The organism is Idiomarina sp. OXR-189, from assembly GCF_034373425.1.
GTDB classification, from domain to species: domain Bacteria; phylum Pseudomonadota; class Gammaproteobacteria; order Enterobacterales; family Alteromonadaceae; genus Idiomarina; species Idiomarina zobellii.
The window spans coordinates 323889-338490 of the sequence record NZ_CP139706.1 but is presented as its reverse complement, the minus strand read 5'-3'; the positions used below and the strand labels follow the sequence as shown (position 1 = coordinate 338490).

The 14602-nt window shown below is 41.9% G+C and carries 21 protein-coding genes; 4 read left to right on the top strand and 17 right to left on the bottom strand.

Going from position 1 to position 14602, the window contains the following annotated elements:
- Positions 1 to 58: 58 nt before the first annotated feature.
- The 10 genes from UM402_RS01630 to UM402_RS01585 form a co-directional block, all read right to left on the bottom strand.
- Positions 59 to 499, bottom strand: coding sequence for a hypothetical protein (locus UM402_RS01630; RefSeq protein ID WP_058576653.1), 441 nt, complete (start codon positions 497 to 499; stop codon positions 59 to 61).
- Between the two features lies 1 nt (position 500).
- Positions 501 to 1400, bottom strand: coding sequence for a lipid kinase (locus tag UM402_RS01625; RefSeq protein ID WP_058576652.1), 900 nt, complete (start codon positions 1398 to 1400; stop codon positions 501 to 503).
- A 226-nt stretch (positions 1401 to 1626) separates the two neighbouring features.
- A complete protein-coding gene (locus tag UM402_RS01620) occupies positions 1627 to 1854 on the bottom strand; it encodes a hypothetical protein (protein ID WP_058576651.1) in 228 nt (75 codons plus the stop codon).
- 61 nt (positions 1855 to 1915) lie between these two features.
- The gene (locus tag UM402_RS01615) at positions 1916 to 2278 is read right to left on the bottom strand and encodes a DUF6404 family protein (RefSeq protein WP_058576650.1); all 363 of its coding nucleotides are present in this window, start codon (positions 2276 to 2278) and stop codon (positions 1916 to 1918) included.
- 42 nt (positions 2279 to 2320) lie between these two features.
- A complete protein-coding gene (sugE, locus tag UM402_RS01610) occupies positions 2321 to 2638 on the bottom strand; it encodes a quaternary ammonium compound efflux SMR transporter SugE (RefSeq protein WP_058576649.1) in 318 nt (105 codons plus the stop codon).
- A gap of 75 nt (positions 2639 to 2713) precedes the next feature.
- Positions 2714 to 3058, bottom strand: coding sequence for a hypothetical protein (locus UM402_RS01605; RefSeq protein ID WP_058576648.1), 345 nt, complete (start codon positions 3056 to 3058; stop codon positions 2714 to 2716).
- A 26-nt stretch (positions 3059 to 3084) separates the two neighbouring features.
- Positions 3085 to 3345 (bottom strand): type II toxin-antitoxin system Phd/YefM family antitoxin, encoded by a 261-nt coding sequence (locus UM402_RS01600; protein ID WP_058576647.1) that lies wholly within the window; start codon positions 3343 to 3345, stop codon positions 3085 to 3087.
- A gap of 65 nt (positions 3346 to 3410) precedes the next feature.
- Positions 3411 to 3884: a GFA family protein gene (locus UM402_RS01595; RefSeq protein ID WP_322295428.1), complete on the bottom strand. Its 474-nt coding sequence runs from the start codon at positions 3882 to 3884 to the stop codon at positions 3411 to 3413.
- A gap of 28 nt (positions 3885 to 3912) precedes the next feature.
- Positions 3913 to 4377 (bottom strand): GNAT family N-acetyltransferase, encoded by a 465-nt coding sequence (locus tag UM402_RS01590; RefSeq protein WP_058576646.1) that lies wholly within the window; start codon positions 4375 to 4377, stop codon positions 3913 to 3915.
- A gap of 21 nt (positions 4378 to 4398) precedes the next feature.
- Positions 4399 to 4773 carry a hypothetical protein gene (locus UM402_RS01585; protein ID WP_058576645.1) on the bottom strand — a complete coding sequence of 125 codons (375 nt, stop codon included), beginning with the start codon at positions 4771 to 4773 and terminating at the stop codon, positions 4399 to 4401.
- Positions 4774 to 4961: 188 nt separating this feature from the next.
- Between UM402_RS01585 and UM402_RS01580 the strand changes: the two genes are divergently transcribed.
- Positions 4962 to 5183: a TA system antitoxin ParD family protein gene (locus UM402_RS01580; RefSeq protein ID WP_058576644.1), complete on the top strand. Its 222-nt coding sequence runs from the start codon at positions 4962 to 4964 to the stop codon at positions 5181 to 5183.
- Positions 5176 to 5466 (top strand): type II toxin-antitoxin system RelE/ParE family toxin, encoded by a 291-nt coding sequence (locus tag UM402_RS01575; RefSeq protein ID WP_058576643.1) that lies wholly within the window; start codon positions 5176 to 5178, stop codon positions 5464 to 5466. Before UM402_RS01580 ends, UM402_RS01575 begins: the two co-directional genes overlap by 8 nt.
- An 81-nt stretch (positions 5467 to 5547) precedes the next feature.
- Here the strand turns inward: UM402_RS01575 and UM402_RS01570 are convergent, their stop codons facing one another.
- From UM402_RS01570 to qacK, 7 genes are all read right to left on the bottom strand, one after another.
- Positions 5548 to 5895 carry a DUF3024 domain-containing protein gene (locus UM402_RS01570; RefSeq protein WP_058576642.1) on the bottom strand — a complete coding sequence of 116 codons (348 nt, stop codon included), beginning with the start codon at positions 5893 to 5895 and terminating at the stop codon, positions 5548 to 5550.
- Between the two features lie 336 nt (positions 5896 to 6231).
- Complete coding sequence (locus UM402_RS01565; protein ID WP_058576641.1) at positions 6232 to 9153, bottom strand: DEAD/DEAH box helicase; 2922 nt, start codon at positions 9151 to 9153, stop codon at positions 6232 to 6234.
- Positions 9150 to 9926 (bottom strand): Hachiman antiphage defense system protein HamA, encoded by a 777-nt coding sequence (locus tag UM402_RS01560; protein WP_058576640.1) that lies wholly within the window; start codon positions 9924 to 9926, stop codon positions 9150 to 9152. Before UM402_RS01560 ends, UM402_RS01565 begins: the two co-directional genes overlap by 4 nt.
- A 212-nt stretch (positions 9927 to 10138) precedes the next feature.
- Positions 10139 to 10681, bottom strand: a complete 543-nt coding sequence (locus UM402_RS01555; protein WP_058576639.1) for a hypothetical protein — start codon at positions 10679 to 10681, stop codon at positions 10139 to 10141.
- 23 nt (positions 10682 to 10704) lie between these two features.
- Positions 10705 to 11508, bottom strand: coding sequence for a hypothetical protein (locus UM402_RS01550; RefSeq protein WP_058576638.1), 804 nt, complete (start codon positions 11506 to 11508; stop codon positions 10705 to 10707).
- Positions 11509 to 11602: 94 nt separating this feature from the next.
- The gene (locus tag UM402_RS01545; RefSeq protein ID WP_058576637.1) at positions 11603 to 12019 is read right to left on the bottom strand and encodes a hypothetical protein; all 417 of its coding nucleotides are present in this window, start codon (positions 12017 to 12019) and stop codon (positions 11603 to 11605) included.
- A 285-nt stretch (positions 12020 to 12304) separates the two neighbouring features.
- Positions 12305 to 12637, bottom strand: coding sequence for a quaternary ammonium compound efflux SMR transporter QacK (qacK, locus tag UM402_RS01540; RefSeq protein WP_058576636.1), 333 nt, complete (start codon positions 12635 to 12637; stop codon positions 12305 to 12307).
- 409 nt (positions 12638 to 13046) lie between these two features.
- Here qacK and UM402_RS01535 point away from each other — a divergent pair, with 409 nt between their 5' ends.
- Both UM402_RS01535 and greB read left to right on the top strand, forming a co-directional pair.
- On the top strand, positions 13047 to 14015 hold the full coding sequence (locus UM402_RS01535) for an integron integrase (protein ID WP_058576635.1): 969 nt from the start codon (positions 13047 to 13049) through the stop codon (positions 14013 to 14015).
- A gap of 51 nt (positions 14016 to 14066) precedes the next feature.
- Positions 14067 to 14546 carry a transcription elongation factor GreB gene (greB, locus tag UM402_RS01530; protein WP_058576634.1) on the top strand — a complete coding sequence of 160 codons (480 nt, stop codon included), beginning with the start codon at positions 14067 to 14069 and terminating at the stop codon, positions 14544 to 14546.
- The last annotated feature ends 56 nt before the right edge of the window (positions 14547 to 14602 follow it).

Here is a 14602-nt window from a genome sequence, read left to right as displayed (position 1 = left end):
TTTTGACCTTTTCTTCACCGTTTTGCAGTACTTTTTTAACGTTTCATGAACAAAAACACTAACCTTTCAACGCCTGCACGGTCTTTCTCGTGTTACTAATGTTCTCAGTCAGCTCATTAAGCAGCTTTTGATACTCCGCAGATTTTTGTCCCAGCTTAGTGTTTTTTACTGCTGTCTCTAACGCCCCATCTTCCTGCAGGCATTTATCCAGAATTGCGTTCTTCGCATCGACCGATAACAGCTTCGTCAGCTCACCTTCAATAACCTGCATCAACGTTTTGTCGGGGTCGGGTTTGGCCGGCAACTCACCCAGATCTTTTACAACATTTTGAAACGGTTCAATAAAAGACGCCCGCTCATTAGCAATGGCTTCCAGCTTATTTGCTAACTCACCGTCTTCTAACACGTTCGTTATTTCGCGATAGTAGTCCTTGGTTTCAACAACCAATTTTAGAATTTCAATACTATCGGCTTGGTCATCTGTGCGTAATATCGACATATTATTCTTTGCTCTCAATTGACTGTGGCATATTGCCCACAATAACCTCTATTGCTTCGGGTATCACCTCAAAGTCAGCTGGCGTGTCTGTTTTATGTTCACCGTCGGCATGAATCTGTTTGGGCTTAGACGTTTTAATACTGACTTTCTTCGCTTTTTTACATACGACGCGCTCCGCCACCCGCAAGTTGCCGTTTCGCAAATTAAACCCCAGCAACAACAACTGCCACCAGCGCTGCGGCTTCAGACAAAATAAGTTCAGCTGGCCGTCTAGCAGGGTTGAGTCTTCATCCACAATATTGCCGCCACCATAGAAACGACCATTACCAACCGCCAAGTGAATTGCTCTTAAGGATTCCTCGCAGCCGTCAGCCTTTATATTCACCTTGAAGCTTTTATTGCGCTTAATAACGCTAATAAAAGCTCCCAAATACGCGAACACACCAAAGTACTTTTTCATGTCTGAGGTAAGCTCGTGCGTAACCTCTACTCCCAGACCGATATGAGCCACATTCACAAAGTAATGGTCATTCACCTTCGCAAGGTTAATGCACTTTCGTTTGTTATTGGCAATAACCTGGGCCGCCGGCACTATATCCTGCGGCACACCCAAGGAGCGCGCCAAATCATTCGCTGTACCCATGGGCAAAATTGCCAGGGTTTGCTGTGTTTTATGCACCGACTCCAGCGCTGCGCTAATAGTTCCGTCGCCCCCTGCGACAATAATGACACCGTCTTTCTGCTCGTAATTTTCAATACAGGACACCATGTCCGAGGGGCTTTCAGTAACGCACACGTCCACTTCAACGCCAGCGCTCTGAAGCAAATCAGTTGCTTGATCAAGCTCTTCAGAGTGGCCATTACGGCTTTTCGGGTTCACCAATAACAACGCATGCTGCATTGCTTCAGGTCCTCTTTAACAAGTGCTGATTTTAATATAAGCGGTTTATTGGGGAGCTTCAAAGCGCTGACGGAACCTTTACGTTGGAATTTCTGATAGGGAGACCAATACACATTGAGCATTGTGCCTCTGGAGGCACTTTTACATTGCTGTGTTACCTAATATCAGCTGCCTAAAGAGAAAAACACACCGACAGCCAGCTCCGCCCAAACATAGATAAAACTCATTAAGACAACAATGGCTGCAAGCTGGAATTGTTTTTGGACAGCTTTCGAGCGAGAAGTATTAGTGAAGAGCCAACCACTAACAATAACGCACCCATTATCACGAAATCGGAAAGAGCCCAGTGAACCTCGTTGCTAAACTGCATGGCAACCAGCGGAATAAATAGAAGGCCGCAGGTAATCAGTAAGACCCAGGCAAATGCGGTTTTTTGTTGCAGTGTTTCTCTCATGGTTCTATTCCTTTGATACGGGCTACGAACACAACGCTCAGCCACATCATTAGTAGTCTTTTCAATCAGCATTTGTTTCAAGTTCATCCCACGCAGATAAGTTATGCTTCCGGGCTGTGAACTTATAATTAATACCCATAGCAAGTCCGAATACACAACCAACAACTACCACGGTGGTGACGAAATGCGTCAATGGCATATTGAAAGAGTATAGCTGCAAAAACCAGCATAATGGCGCCCAGAAGGCAGTGAAGCCCAAACCCATAAACAGTGTATTTCGGGAGAAGCTGTTGTAATGGAAGGGCCTTACATTTAAGCCCAGCCACCACAAAAACAGCAAAGCCGGCGGCTTAGAATTAGTTTCCCAAATTCCCGCTTCCTTAAGCTCTCTTAGAGCAGCCTCTTTTTGTGCTTCGAACGACATTTTCTTAAAATTCCCTTTTATTCTTTTTAGTCTGTTTGGCCTTCAACCATGAGCCAATTTAAGACCAACAATACCCGCACAAATTAACCCTAAACTGACCAGTTTCAGAGCGTCCGCTGACTCGCCGAACAAAAACATACCCATAACCGCTGTACCGACGGCACCAATGCCCACCCAAATAGCGTAGGCAGTACCGACGGGTAACGTTTTCAGTGCCAAGCCTAACAAGACAAAGCTACCGACAAGAGCAACTGTGGTGCCAATGGTTGGCCAAAGTTTGGTAAAGCCGTCTGTGTATTTTAGACCAACCGCCCAAGCGACTTCCAAAAGACCCGCGATAAATAGAATGACCCAACTCATAAGCACCTCTTCATGATTGTGGGGCCGTCCCCGAATGCAAATTGAGCGGTGAGGTCGTCCTCACTTCCGCTTAGTTTACGCCATAAGCGCAATACTAACTTTCATCGTGGTTATTATCACGATATAAGCCAGAAAGCCTATCGATTTTCTGCGCCTTTGAGGCAGCAATTCCGAAACAACAGAGCCGTCACTATTTCGCAATTTAGAAAACCAAAAGATCATCCAAAATATTGTTAGCGTCGCAGGCTTATCGTTAATGACTAACTTACTTCTTCTAAACGGCAGCAAGCCAAGAAAGACTGAGTAAACCAGAGTGCCATTTTCTTTTAGCTCGAACTTTGTCGTCAGACGGTCATAAGAAACATCCAGCTCTGACGATTCAAATTTATGTTGTCGCTTTTGGAATCTTTGGAATTTCATTTTAAACACTTATGCACCGCATGTGGTCAATAATTCGGCTTATCCTGCTCACGTTGCTTAGCTTTGCCTTCTTTGTATTGAGCAATCGATTTATTCAAATGTTCAGCATTCGCCGGTGAACGAAGCAAGTGAACAGTTTCCATTAGGCTGTTGTAATAACTTAAAGGCATCACCACAACATCTTCAGAACCGCTGCGGGTAATAACCGTTGTATCGGCATCTTTTATTACGCTATCCAAAACTTCTTTTAAGTCTTTTCTGGCTTCGTTCAAAGAAACTATTTTCATTTGTCACCTCAATATGCCCTCTCTTAATTGGGCATGTGCAGTATTTATTCTGGCTCGCTGGCCGCTTACTCAGGTAACGCATCAAAACTCGGCACATTACTCAAATCAGCTGACCACGCAGCGCAGTCAGCAACAAAGATCTTAGCCGTAGGCGTAACTGATATTGGCGTATCGAGGCTACCGGCCGGCACCACAACACAATCAATAGACTCAGCGACTGTGAGAAGTGCGGAGCCGCAACACTGACAAAAACTCTTCGTATGCAGCGAGCCAGAGTATTGATAATGGGTTACGTCCGCCTCGCCTTTTAACCAAACCAACCGCCCTGCTTTAGCAAACAAGTTAGCCGCATGAGCAGAGCCCGTGTCTTTCTGGCAGCGGCTACAATGACATAAATAAAATGCGTCAAAGTCACCACTGACCTCGTAGCTGACACGACCGCAAAGACACGAACCGTAATATTTATTCACCATGACATTACCTGTTAAATAAACCTGCCTATCAATTGGCTTGGTTAGCCACTGCGTCCAGTAAAACATCTTCCAATTTTGAGAACAGCAAACCGGTTTAGCTAAATTTTTCCATAACAAAGTTACGCAGCTTCTGACCACGAATTTCTATCGTTTGCTCCTTTGCGACCTTAAAGCCAAATTTCTCGTAAAACGGACGAGCTGTAATGCTCACCTCAGAGTAAAACCGAGTAATTCCTTGTAACTCACCCACTCTCAGCACGTGCTCCATTAAGTGACGCCCGATACCTTTCCCCTGATGCTCATGGTGGCAAAAGAAATGATCAAGTAGCCCATCTTCCTGCAGGTCGGCATAACCAACAATTTCTCCGTCACTTTCAGCAACAAACGGAGAGATAGCATTCATTTTTCGCTGCCATACCTCAGGAGAGAAATCGTCCGGCGCCCATGCTTCGACCTGCGCTTGTGTGTAGTCACGTGAGTTCACATTACGAATGGTGTGATAAAAAATTGCCCATAAATCACGCGCGTCTGATTCGTTATATTTTCTGATGTTTATCATGTTGGTGTTTGCCGCTCACGCTCAATCACTATCATGACCGAGGTCTAAATAAGCGATGAGATACCCATATTCTTTATCCGTAAGCATCCCTTTTGCATGATGCTGCTTTGCCAGCTCATGGCTCCACGCTTTTCCTTCGGGAGGGGGCGGAACCAACAAATCTTTTTCGAGAAGAGCGGTATCTTCGACCGTGTACCCTCTGGATACCGCTTCTTGAGCGCAGTGCGCCAGAACATATTCAACCGCATACTTATCAACACTCGGCTGCCATGTGTATTCCGTTTCGCACGCAACCTTTCGCTCGCCCTCGGCGGTGAAATACTCCAAACGCCCCGATGTGCAAGCCGATACGAATAAAGCCAAAGCGAAAACAATACAGGTACTTTTAATTTTCACCGGTGTGGTTCCTGTTTATATAACGCCCGCGTCACAGGCTTCATTGGAATGGAGCCTTTTGGCATATAATTGCGCAGCACTGCTAAAAGGTGTAACGGAAGTTAAGTCCTTGGTGGACGCGCTTGTTACAACTGTTATCTTGTGGTAATATGCCACAATTGATGCAAAATGACACAGGAGCTCTAATTATGGCTACAAACAGCATAAGATTAGACCAAGAACTTGTAGAAAAGGCTACTATTATAGCCAAGGCTTATAACAGAACGCCGCCTAAACAAATTGAGCACTGGGCTAGGATTGGTGAAATTATGGAAGATAACCCAGAGCTACCCTATGAGTTTGTGAAACAAGCTATTATTGCGCAAGCTGAAAAAGATGCGGGTAAGCTCGAGAGTTACGATTTTGACTAAAGTTAAAACAGTATTACAAACGCCAACTTTTAAGAAGGCCGTTAAAAAGTTAAAGCCTAACCAAAAGAAAGATCTCGACAATGCAATCAGGGAGTTGATGAGTGATCCATTTTTAGGCCAGCAGAAAAAGGGGGATTTAAGTTTTTTACGGGTTCACAAATTTAAAATGAATAAGCAGCTCACTTTACTTGGCTATAGTTATGATGACGGAGTTTTTGCTTTAGAACTTATGACTTTGGGCAGCCATGAAAACTTTTATCGTGATGTGAAACGAGTTTTCTAAGGTTGTAACGCTCGAGCACAGCGACACGAACAATGTGACTGTCCTGCACCGCAGACGCGAGCTGCTGTGACTTGTTATCCGCTATCCGAAAAAACACGCGTATTCATCTTCTATCACTACCTCAAGAAACCTGCTCAGTGTCTTCACTTTTATTTCTGGCTCATATTCATGCCATTTTAAGTCAGCTCTCATCCAAAATATTTTCCAACAGTTCTCAGTTTTAACAAATGTGGTCTTCGCAACGGGGTGCTCCAATATTTCTGAATAATCATCCCATTGGGGTCTTATCTCGAATATCTCGATACTTTGCCCATTAATTCTGTAGCCAAGATCTAACTCACTTCTAATGTGCATGGGAGGACGATGCTTCTCCAGAAAAGCATTCAGCTGTCTTTCATATTTTTTAATTTCAAATTCACTAAAAGCCATAAGATCCACGATTATTTAATTTGGCACATAACGCTCGCAACAGTGGAAATTGCGAGCACAGCGAGTAATTTTCCGGCTGCTTGCGCTTGTTATACTTTACCAGCATTCACTTCACCATGGCCTAATTCGGCCAGAAGCAGACATTAAATTTTCCTATGACTCTGACCCCGTTGACCACCATACCATCAACTTTAAAATCTAGACCACTCCAAGCACCGCGCCGCCCGGTATTACATACGGCTAAACCAGCAATATAAGTCTTCATTCCGGGATGAATTCTCCCCGTAATTTATCCAAGTACGACAGCGTGTGGCCCAGAAGTATGTTTAAACCGTTTCAAATATTGTAGTCATCAAAAAACCGACTTATTGATAATGCTGGTACACGAGGGTCTTGTTCTAAGGCATTATTTAAAGCTTCTCGGTTATCCCTTAACATCCTGCGAAGATTCCGAATATCTTCTGGAACCCCAAGGGAATCCAAGAACCTAGCAACTCCAAATACAGCTAGCCTATCTGTAACCCCAGAGTTAATTAATCTCAAGTGAATCTGACGATTGACACCATATTGCATATACTGAGGCCAATTCACGACATGATCTGGAACTTCGTCTTCATAAAGTTCAATTGCGAAACGTGTAAGCTGAGATAATGTTTGCTGTAATTCAAAGCCTATAACTGTACAGACATAGCTAACAACATCATCTACATCCTGCTCAAGATCTTCAGCTATTTCTATATAAAAGCTACCAGATACCCAACCATTTAATACATCTATTATAAGATCAGCACTATCCTCATAGCCAATATGATTCAACACTGGCTTAATTATATTTTTATACCAGTGAGATTCCTGTGGAGCGGTTAGAGATCGCCATATATCCTGATCAAGTATCTGACTTGCTTCAACATAATTAAGAAAGTTAAGCGAAGAACCTGTGTTCCTCATTATGGCTCTCATTGCAGGGTCTGTCTCATTGAATATTCGTTCAGTCCTTAAAGAAAAAACCATTTTTAATAGATCGGTTAAACCCTCTTCATCACAAAACTTAGATGCTAAATTTTCAGACAGCATCTGATCTAAAAATGTATCTATGTCTTCTTCAGGAATGTCTTCTGGTAAAGACTGTAAAAGTGACATATCAATTGATTCAAAGATATAAGAAATATCTTGTGCAACATTGGAATCAAAGAACTCCTGATTCAAGGTTAAGTTCGTTGCCTCTAGATAGTTTTTAAGAGCTTTAATGAGCGAGAATAAAAAGCCATGAGCTGACTCCAAATCAACATCATTTATAACTTCTAGGGCATAGTCTCTTTCTGATTCATTAGCAAAAATAACTCTGCCACGAGTTTCCTTTCCCGCTCTACCTGCTCTACCAATAATATTTTTTATATTCCTCTTTTCAATAAAATCCTTAATTCTTCCATTGAATCGCTTGACCGTATGTAAAACTATAGTCCTGATTGGAAGATTTACGCCTTCCGCTAAAGTGGAAGTGCATATCAATATATTTAATTTTTGATCATTAATTGCTTGTTCCATTTCTCGACGTAATTCTTGAGGAAGATCCCCATGATGATACCCAATTTTCCTCTGAACCAATCTCGTTAACAAATGCCCTTCGCCTAAAACTGTTGAAATATAATTAACAAGGTCTACGGGCTGACCTTCCTCTTGATACTGTTGTGTAATAAACGCATTTTTTTCCAACATATCCAAACATTTATTCGCCAAACCTCTAACACCAGACTGACCTTTTTCTGTAGTAAATAGAATTACAGAACCTGATATAGAAGACTTAAAAGCTGAAGCACAAGCCAAAGTTAACAGTGAACTCCAATTTGGTAAGAGATTACTATTCCCTGTACTTTGATTAGTAAATTTCAGTTCGTCTTTTTGAATGAAGTCGCTTAAAAAATAACTATAAGGCTGATCCAAGTGAGGGTTAAAATCCAAAAACCACTTATCATTAACAGGTCTAACAAAAGAGTAATCTGTTACCACAGGCTTATAAGTTGAGTTAATTAAACTGCTCTCATCACCACCTAACCAGTCATTGATCTCTGAAACATTTGGCAGGATAGCTGATATAAAAACAATCTTATCTACAGGGTTCTCTCGTCTTTTAAATTTGGTCAGCAATAATTCATATTGCAGCCCTCGATTACCATCATCAATTAGGTGCCCCTCATCACAGATCAAAACATCAAACCTATCAATGAAATCAGGGATAACTTGACAGAGCGCCTCAAATTTTTCAGGCGTAGAAATAACAACATCAGAATTTTCTACAGTCGTAGACTCTGATCGAGTAGGTATATTACCCCCATAACTAGCTGAAACTTCTATACCAACATTACTCAGCCTAGAATACATTCCAGCCTTTACTTCTGCTGCAAGCGCCCTGAAAGGCACAAGAAATAAAACTTTATTGCCCCTTACTTTAACTTCATTAAAAATGATAATTTCACACAGAGAAGTCTTTCCTGCAGAAGTTGGCATCTGCATGCTATAAGCAGGTTTTTCTCCAGTAAGGATTCCAGATTCCACTGCTTTCACTTGTGAGGGCAATAACTCCCAGATAGGATGACCTCCGTTTGACGATAGCAACTCATTCCATACGGACATATCCTCACAGTCAGAATATCGCTCAAGAAGAATCCAAACATTTACACTTTTAAATCTATTAATACACTCATGAGCAATTTTTGAGCTAACAAAAAGCAATGGATCATGCTGAAGCCCTATTGCAACCTGCTCAGATAATATATCAAGAATATGGTCAAACCTTTGATACTCGCCCCTATTCACCGCGTCAAAAATCTCAACAGATAACTCGGTTTCTTCATCAGAAATGCGAGATAAAAATGAATATAGGAATTTCTCCTGCTCTATTTCAAAAATATCTGGATCAATATCTTTTGCAATTAGAAATGCTGTTGGTGGTTGGTCTGCAAGATAATAAAGTGCCGCTGAATACAAAAGGTTACGATTTTTCTCTACTCCACTTATATACTTTGATGCTGCACTCTTTGAGAAAACCAGTAATGTCTTAGCACATGATAAAAGATTAGATTTCTTATCATCAGATTCTTCCCTCAACGTATTAAAAATATGAGAAAAAGTAGCTATATAAAGATCATCCACTCTATCATTAACAGTATAATCAGCCCAGCTCTGTTGAGGTATATTGAACTCAGCTGCGGCCTCCCAGGACTCAAACTCAGCCATCATATGAAGTAATAACTCACTCATAAATCAGCCTCAGAACAAGCTCGTTCAAAAACTGATTCATAACGAACTTTAAGGTCATCTATCCCGATAACAATTACTTCAAATTCATCGGTTCTGTCTGGAAGGTCAATATCTTTTGTTATTTCATCATCTAAAAGATCTCTATCAACAACCGCTACAGCCTTGTATAACTTCGAGTAAGTAGTATTCAACCCGTCAGCGAATCGTGATGCTAAAGCTATATCATCTTGCTCCCCTTCATCAATGGCTTTTTCTTTAAGCCATACAAGTGTTTTGGCAAGCCTGCCAGTTCTATCTGACTCATATCCTGAGATAGCACTTGTAATAGGATCAAATGTACTAGAAGTTGCTTTCTGTTTAGATTCAGCGCATATAACAAAGTCATCCTCTGAAGGATTATTAAAATCTTCAATATTAAATAAAACAACATCTGAGTGTGGCGCGGCCTTTTTCCTATCTTGCTTGTATCTCCACTTCTTAATTAGTTTCAAATTTTCTTCGTACTGCCTATCTAAAAAATAAAGAGTGAATATTTCTCCGAAATCACCTGACATTACACTTCCCTTATCAGGAATCTTATTAGCGATCAATTCACTATAGGCTAGTCCTGTTTGATTAGCCCTTTCTTGCAGTTTTTCTTGAGAGATATAACAGCTGGCCAGCCTATCTACAAGATAATCCTCTAGCTGCTGTGCAGAATTGTCGGATAAAACATGGCAAGTAACATCTAAGCTACCTTCAGGACGCTCGTTCAGCTCTTCTATAAAATCCATTATTATTTCTTCTTAAAATTCTCAGACTGCTCAAATCTGTATAAACCTCATCAAACCAACGGAGTCATACCTTACACTTGACACTAAAAGATACCTATCCACCGTCCGCTTCGGGTTAAGATCGGACTAACTACAACACCGTATAACTCCGGTGTAATTTGCAGAGTGAAGCGAAGCGTAACGATGTCAAATTGACACCTTTGTTAGGCAATTCACCCGAACAAGTTGGGGTTGCGCCATAGCTCACACATTCTCTGTTCAATAATATCTCTGCGTCCCCAGAGTGAGTTAGCAGAGTATGAGTTTCCAAAAAGCTGTATTTGATATTCTTTAGCCATTTTCTCTCGATCGTTTTCTGTCGAAAGAATCACGGCCATGATTATTCCAGTGATGTATGTACTAGGAAGACACCACACTTTTCCAATTTTTATCTCACCACTTTCGTTAATCTGTAAGCGTTCATCTAGCTCGCCTTCATGAACAATGCTAGTGCGACCGAATTTGTATATGGCCGTGGGAAAATCGACATCGTCGACCATAATCCCTTTAAATACATTGTTTGTTGCAATCCCGGTAATAAGTGCTTCTTCATCTCGAATGAAAGCCTTAACTCTAGAGCCTACACCTTCTTTCGGACGCCGTTTCTTCGCAGTTTTGTCAACCGCAGGGAAAAGTTGTATAAACGTAGCCTCAAAATCTTTTGCTTGTAAAGCCGCAATACTTCTATCTATACATCGACTAATTGACGTTGTCATTTCTCGCCTGCCTAACGCCTAAATCAGCTGCGCGTTTTTTGCGTCGGCTGTATTTTCTTGTTAGCTGTATCTGGGATGCACTCTGCTCGAATATACAACACACCACCTTCACTCATAAATTCTTGCTCTACATATTTCACTAGCACTTCGCGCTGAGGGGAACCTAAAAATATTACCTTTAAATCGCGATCGATATTCGTACAGCTATGCATGCCAAAATCAGCAAAGTCGGCGATTTGTTCTATTTTTTCTTTATATGTATCTTCATTCCAAAATAGGCTAGATGTAGGTCCACCAATCAACCCTAGAATAATTCCGTTAACAAAAAAGATGATTACCTTCATCCAACCAGTACCAGAATCATCTTCACTGGGCTTCACCATCTGTTTAAACATTACAATTAGGGCCAGCCCTAGATAGGTAAGGAAGAAAGGCATAAACAAGCTAAATGCGTATAAAACGTAAGCAATAACTTTTGTATAAACTAAAGCCGAACTATCGGCTAGAAATACTTCATTTAAGAGTTCCGATGAACGCATCGAAGCATAGAAAATAAAAGCTGACACTAACAAACCGGTTATTACGGAAGAGGTTTTAAAAGACCAAAACCATTTAGTAAAAGCCGACTTTTCAACCGCTACCAGACAGACCCATGTTGATACTAAGAAAGCAAATGTAAAAAGGGCATACGAAAGAATACCAGGTGACTCTATGTTGGCTGCTCCCAGCATGATAAGAAATGCCAATATGCTGAAACCGACCAAGGGGATTAATACGTCTTCTTCTTTTTCTTTCACTGCTTCCTCAGAATTTAGATTCTTGCTCATTTTTTCCCTATACAGCTAACGCCGCCATAAGCCGCGCGAGCTTGCGAGCGTCGGGCGACCGAAGGGAGCGTACTTGATAGCTTGGTTATGCATATTATAGGTCTCCTGCGTCCTGAACTACTTCAGACCAAGATTTATCGGAATGCCACTCGTCGTACTTTACCATCATTGGCAAGTAATGCTCTGGAATGTCTGATTCCGGTGCGTTGCTATACACATACGCCATACCTTCTCTAAACCATTCAGGTTTCATCATGGTCGAAACAGGGCCAATTTCATAAAATTGGAACCAATGAACCAATTCGTGCTGAGTGATGTAGCGTTGCCACGATTCAGGAGCTATAACCGTACCGAGAAACGGATAAGAAATCGCTCGCTCATTTCCTCCACCAAACGACTGGTAGCACTCTGCAGTAGAGCAATAAACAAACGTGGGGCTAGCTCTAAGTGGAAGTTGAGCTGCAGAGATGTTCTTTACCGCAGAGCCATAAAGCTCAATAGCTTGATACATCCCACTCGTATCCTCCACGCACACTGAGCTGTTGCACGTCACTCCATTTAAATGAGGCAGAAGTAACCTTAACGGCTTTGCATATGACCAAGCGAGCGCTGGAATTGACGCAATTACTAAAACCAGAAATAGTTTTCGTATCACACTGAGTCCTTATGCATAACGCCCGGCACAGCGGCAGCCGTAACGGAGCGGTTTTGTGTTAATGTTTGAGCGCAGCGAATAACACAAAACCGCGTAGTATAGGCTGTCCGTCTGCTGCCGATTGTTAGATGCCAGTGCCACTTAATGAACGCTTGCTTTAGAAAGCAAATTTAAAACCAATACACCGCAAACTATTAAACTAATACCCACGAAACCCCATGCATCAATCTTTTGCCCGTAAAGCCCCCATGCAACAGCAGTGACTAATACTACGCCAAGGCCAGACCAAATTGCATAGGCCACCCCTATAGGAATAGACTTCAAGACCAATGAAAGGAAATAAAATGCAATTCCATAGCCAACAATTACGATGAAAGATGGTACGAGCTTCGTAAAACCTTCACTGGACTTTAATGCAGATGTTGCAACTACCTCTCCAAGAATTGCAACAGTAAGAAATAACCAGCTTTTCATGATCCGCCTCCAATATGATTCGAAAGGATTATGTGTTCTTTTCTCTTAAAGTTGCAGTCTTGAAGAAAAAAATTATTCGTGCGCAACTTTCCGGTTAATTACATCTAACATTTGTATATTGTGCGTGCGCACTTTGTTCTCCGTTAAACGGCAGATATTTTTTCGTAACTATTTAATAACTCAATCTATTTTTCAAAGAAGCTGCAAAAAAAACGAAAAAACAATCCGAGCATGCTCATTTCCATTCTAACGAGTGCACGGTATCTAACTTTACGTTTTTATTATGTCATTGACATTAAACGAGTTAAATACGTAATACAACAACAAACTATGCATTATTGCTTACAAAACTAAGCCACAAGTTAAGCTAAAGTAAATCACTCAATTCAAAAATCGAGGATGGTAATTGATGTCTAGCCCATTTATTGAGCAATTACGCGCTGATATGCGCTTACGTGGTTACAGTTTAAAGACTGAAAAATCATACTTAGGCTGGGTCCGTCAGTACATTTTCTTTCATAAAAAGCAACACCCTAAAAATCTGGGCAGTAATGAAGTTCGCGAGTTTCTAAGTTGGCTAGCTAACGAGCGCCATGTCGCTATCAATACTCAAAAAACGGCTTTAAATGCTTTGGTCTACCTCTATCAGAAAGCGCTTGGTATAACGCTAGGGGATTTAAATTTCAGCCTAGCAACCAAGCAGAGACAATTGCCAGTTGTTTTATCGCCCAACGAAGTGATGAGTATTCTTAGCCAATTATCTGGACGTAACCGCTTAGTCATTGAATTACTTTACGGCAGCGGCCTTAGAATAAGTGAGGCGCTAAATTTACGAATTCAGGATGTGAACCTAGAAAATCTTTCTATTACCATTCGTGATGGGAAAGGCAAGAAGGATCGGCAAACTTTGTTAAGCGAACGCTTAATTCCTCAGATTAAAGAGGCGATAAGTACAGCATTAAAGATACAAGCTAATGATAACAGTAACGGCGTCGGCCCATCACTACCCAGTGCACTTGATAGAAAATATCCCAACGCTTTCAAGCAACCAGGTTGGATGTTTATCTTTCCATCGGCTTCTTTGTGCGCACACCCATACACCGGCGTTATTTGTCGACATCATCTTCACAGCAGCGTTATTAGAAAGGCTCTTAAACCAGCAGTCATTCAAGCGAAGGTTTTCAAAAAAGTTAATTGCCACACTTTTCGCCATTCCTTTGCCACACATCTGCTGCAAAGCGGTTGCGATATTCGTACAGTTCAGGAGCTGCTGGGCCACAACGATGTTAAGACCACCCAAATATACACGCATGTTGTTGGTCAACATTACGCGGGTACATCGAGCCCGTTAGACAATCTGGCATTTCCCTCAAACTAATAACCCAGTAAAATCCCCTAATCATTCAACGCAGGCACAACGAATCAGCGTATGAAAACCAATTTAATTACCCTTGGCGGTTATGAAAAGTTGCAACAGGAACTCGAGCACCTTTGGCGGGTGGAGCGGCGCGAAACCGTGGATAAGGTGTCGTGGGCGGCGAGCCTGGGCGACCGGTCGGAGAACGCAGACTACAAATATAACAAACAAAAGCTACGCAAAATTGATGGTCGTATTCGCTACTTAACCAAACGCCTGGAACAGGTGAAAGTGGTGGACTATTCGCCGCAACAAGACGGTAAAGTGTTTTTTGGTGCCTGGGTAGAAATTGAGGACGAGGACGAGAACGTTCGCGCCTTTCAAATTGTTGGGCCGGACGAGATTTATGATCGCAAAGACGCGGTGTCTATCGACTCGCCCATGGCGCGTGCACTGCTGAAGAAAGAGGTGGACGACGAGGCCGAGGTACGCACGCCGCAGGGCACCAAGACCTGGTTTATTAATAAGATAAGTTACCAACAGCCCGCGTAGTCAATTCGTGATAGTATTCGTCCCCATTATTTGTCGTAACGTTTTAAAACCAAGAG

Excerpts from the sequence above, each read along its gene's own strand:
- UM402_RS01630 (WP_058576653.1), bottom strand. The coding sequence starts at position 499 with ATGTCGATATTACGCACAGATGACCAAGCCGATAGTATTGAAATTCTA.
- UM402_RS01625 (WP_058576652.1), bottom strand. The coding sequence starts at position 1,400 with ATGCAGCATGCGTTGTTATTGGTGAACCCGAAAAGCCGTAATGGCCAC.
- UM402_RS01620 (WP_058576651.1), bottom strand. The coding sequence starts at position 1,854 with ATGAGAGAAACACTGCAACAAAAAACCGCATTTGCCTGGGTCTTACTG.
- UM402_RS01615 (WP_058576650.1), bottom strand. The coding sequence starts at position 2,278 with ATGTCGTTCGAAGCACAAAAAGAGGCTGCTCTAAGAGAGCTTAAGGAA.
- sugE (WP_058576649.1), bottom strand. The coding sequence starts at position 2,638 with ATGAGTTGGGTCATTCTATTTATCGCGGGTCTTTTGGAAGTCGCTTGG.
- UM402_RS01605 (WP_058576648.1), bottom strand. The coding sequence starts at position 3,058 with ATGAAATTCCAAAGATTCCAAAAGCGACAACATAAATTTGAATCGTCA.
- UM402_RS01600 (WP_058576647.1), bottom strand. The coding sequence starts at position 3,345 with ATGAAAATAGTTTCTTTGAACGAAGCCAGAAAAGACTTAAAAGAAGTT.
- UM402_RS01595 (WP_322295428.1), bottom strand. The coding sequence starts at position 3,884 with ATGTTTTACTGGACGCAGTGGCTAACCAAGCCAATTGATAGGCAGGTT.
- UM402_RS01590 (WP_058576646.1), bottom strand. The coding sequence starts at position 4,377 with ATGATAAACATCAGAAAATATAACGAATCAGACGCGCGTGATTTATGG.
- UM402_RS01580 (WP_058576644.1), top strand. The coding sequence starts at position 4,962 with ATGGCTACAAACAGCATAAGATTAGACCAAGAACTTGTAGAAAAGGCT.
- UM402_RS01570 (WP_058576642.1), bottom strand. The coding sequence starts at position 5,895 with ATGGCTTTTAGTGAATTTGAAATTAAAAAATATGAAAGACAGCTGAAT.
- UM402_RS01565 (WP_058576641.1), bottom strand. The coding sequence starts at position 9,153 with ATGAGTGAGTTATTACTTCATATGATGGCTGAGTTTGAGTCCTGGGAG.
- UM402_RS01560 (WP_058576640.1), bottom strand. The coding sequence starts at position 9,926 with ATGGATTTTATAGAAGAGCTGAACGAGCGTCCTGAAGGTAGCTTAGAT.
- UM402_RS01555 (WP_058576639.1), bottom strand. The coding sequence starts at position 10,681 with ATGACAACGTCAATTAGTCGATGTATAGATAGAAGTATTGCGGCTTTA.
- UM402_RS01550 (WP_058576638.1), bottom strand. The coding sequence starts at position 11,508 with ATGAGCAAGAATCTAAATTCTGAGGAAGCAGTGAAAGAAAAAGAAGAA.
- UM402_RS01545 (WP_058576637.1), bottom strand. The coding sequence starts at position 12,019 with ATGTATCAAGCTATTGAGCTTTATGGCTCTGCGGTAAAGAACATCTCT.
- qacK (WP_058576636.1), bottom strand. The coding sequence starts at position 12,637 with ATGAAAAGCTGGTTATTTCTTACTGTTGCAATTCTTGGAGAGGTAGTT.
- UM402_RS01535 (WP_058576635.1), top strand. The coding sequence starts at position 13,047 with ATGTCTAGCCCATTTATTGAGCAATTACGCGCTGATATGCGCTTACGT.
- greB (WP_058576634.1), top strand. The coding sequence starts at position 14,067 with ATGAAAACCAATTTAATTACCCTTGGCGGTTATGAAAAGTTGCAACAG.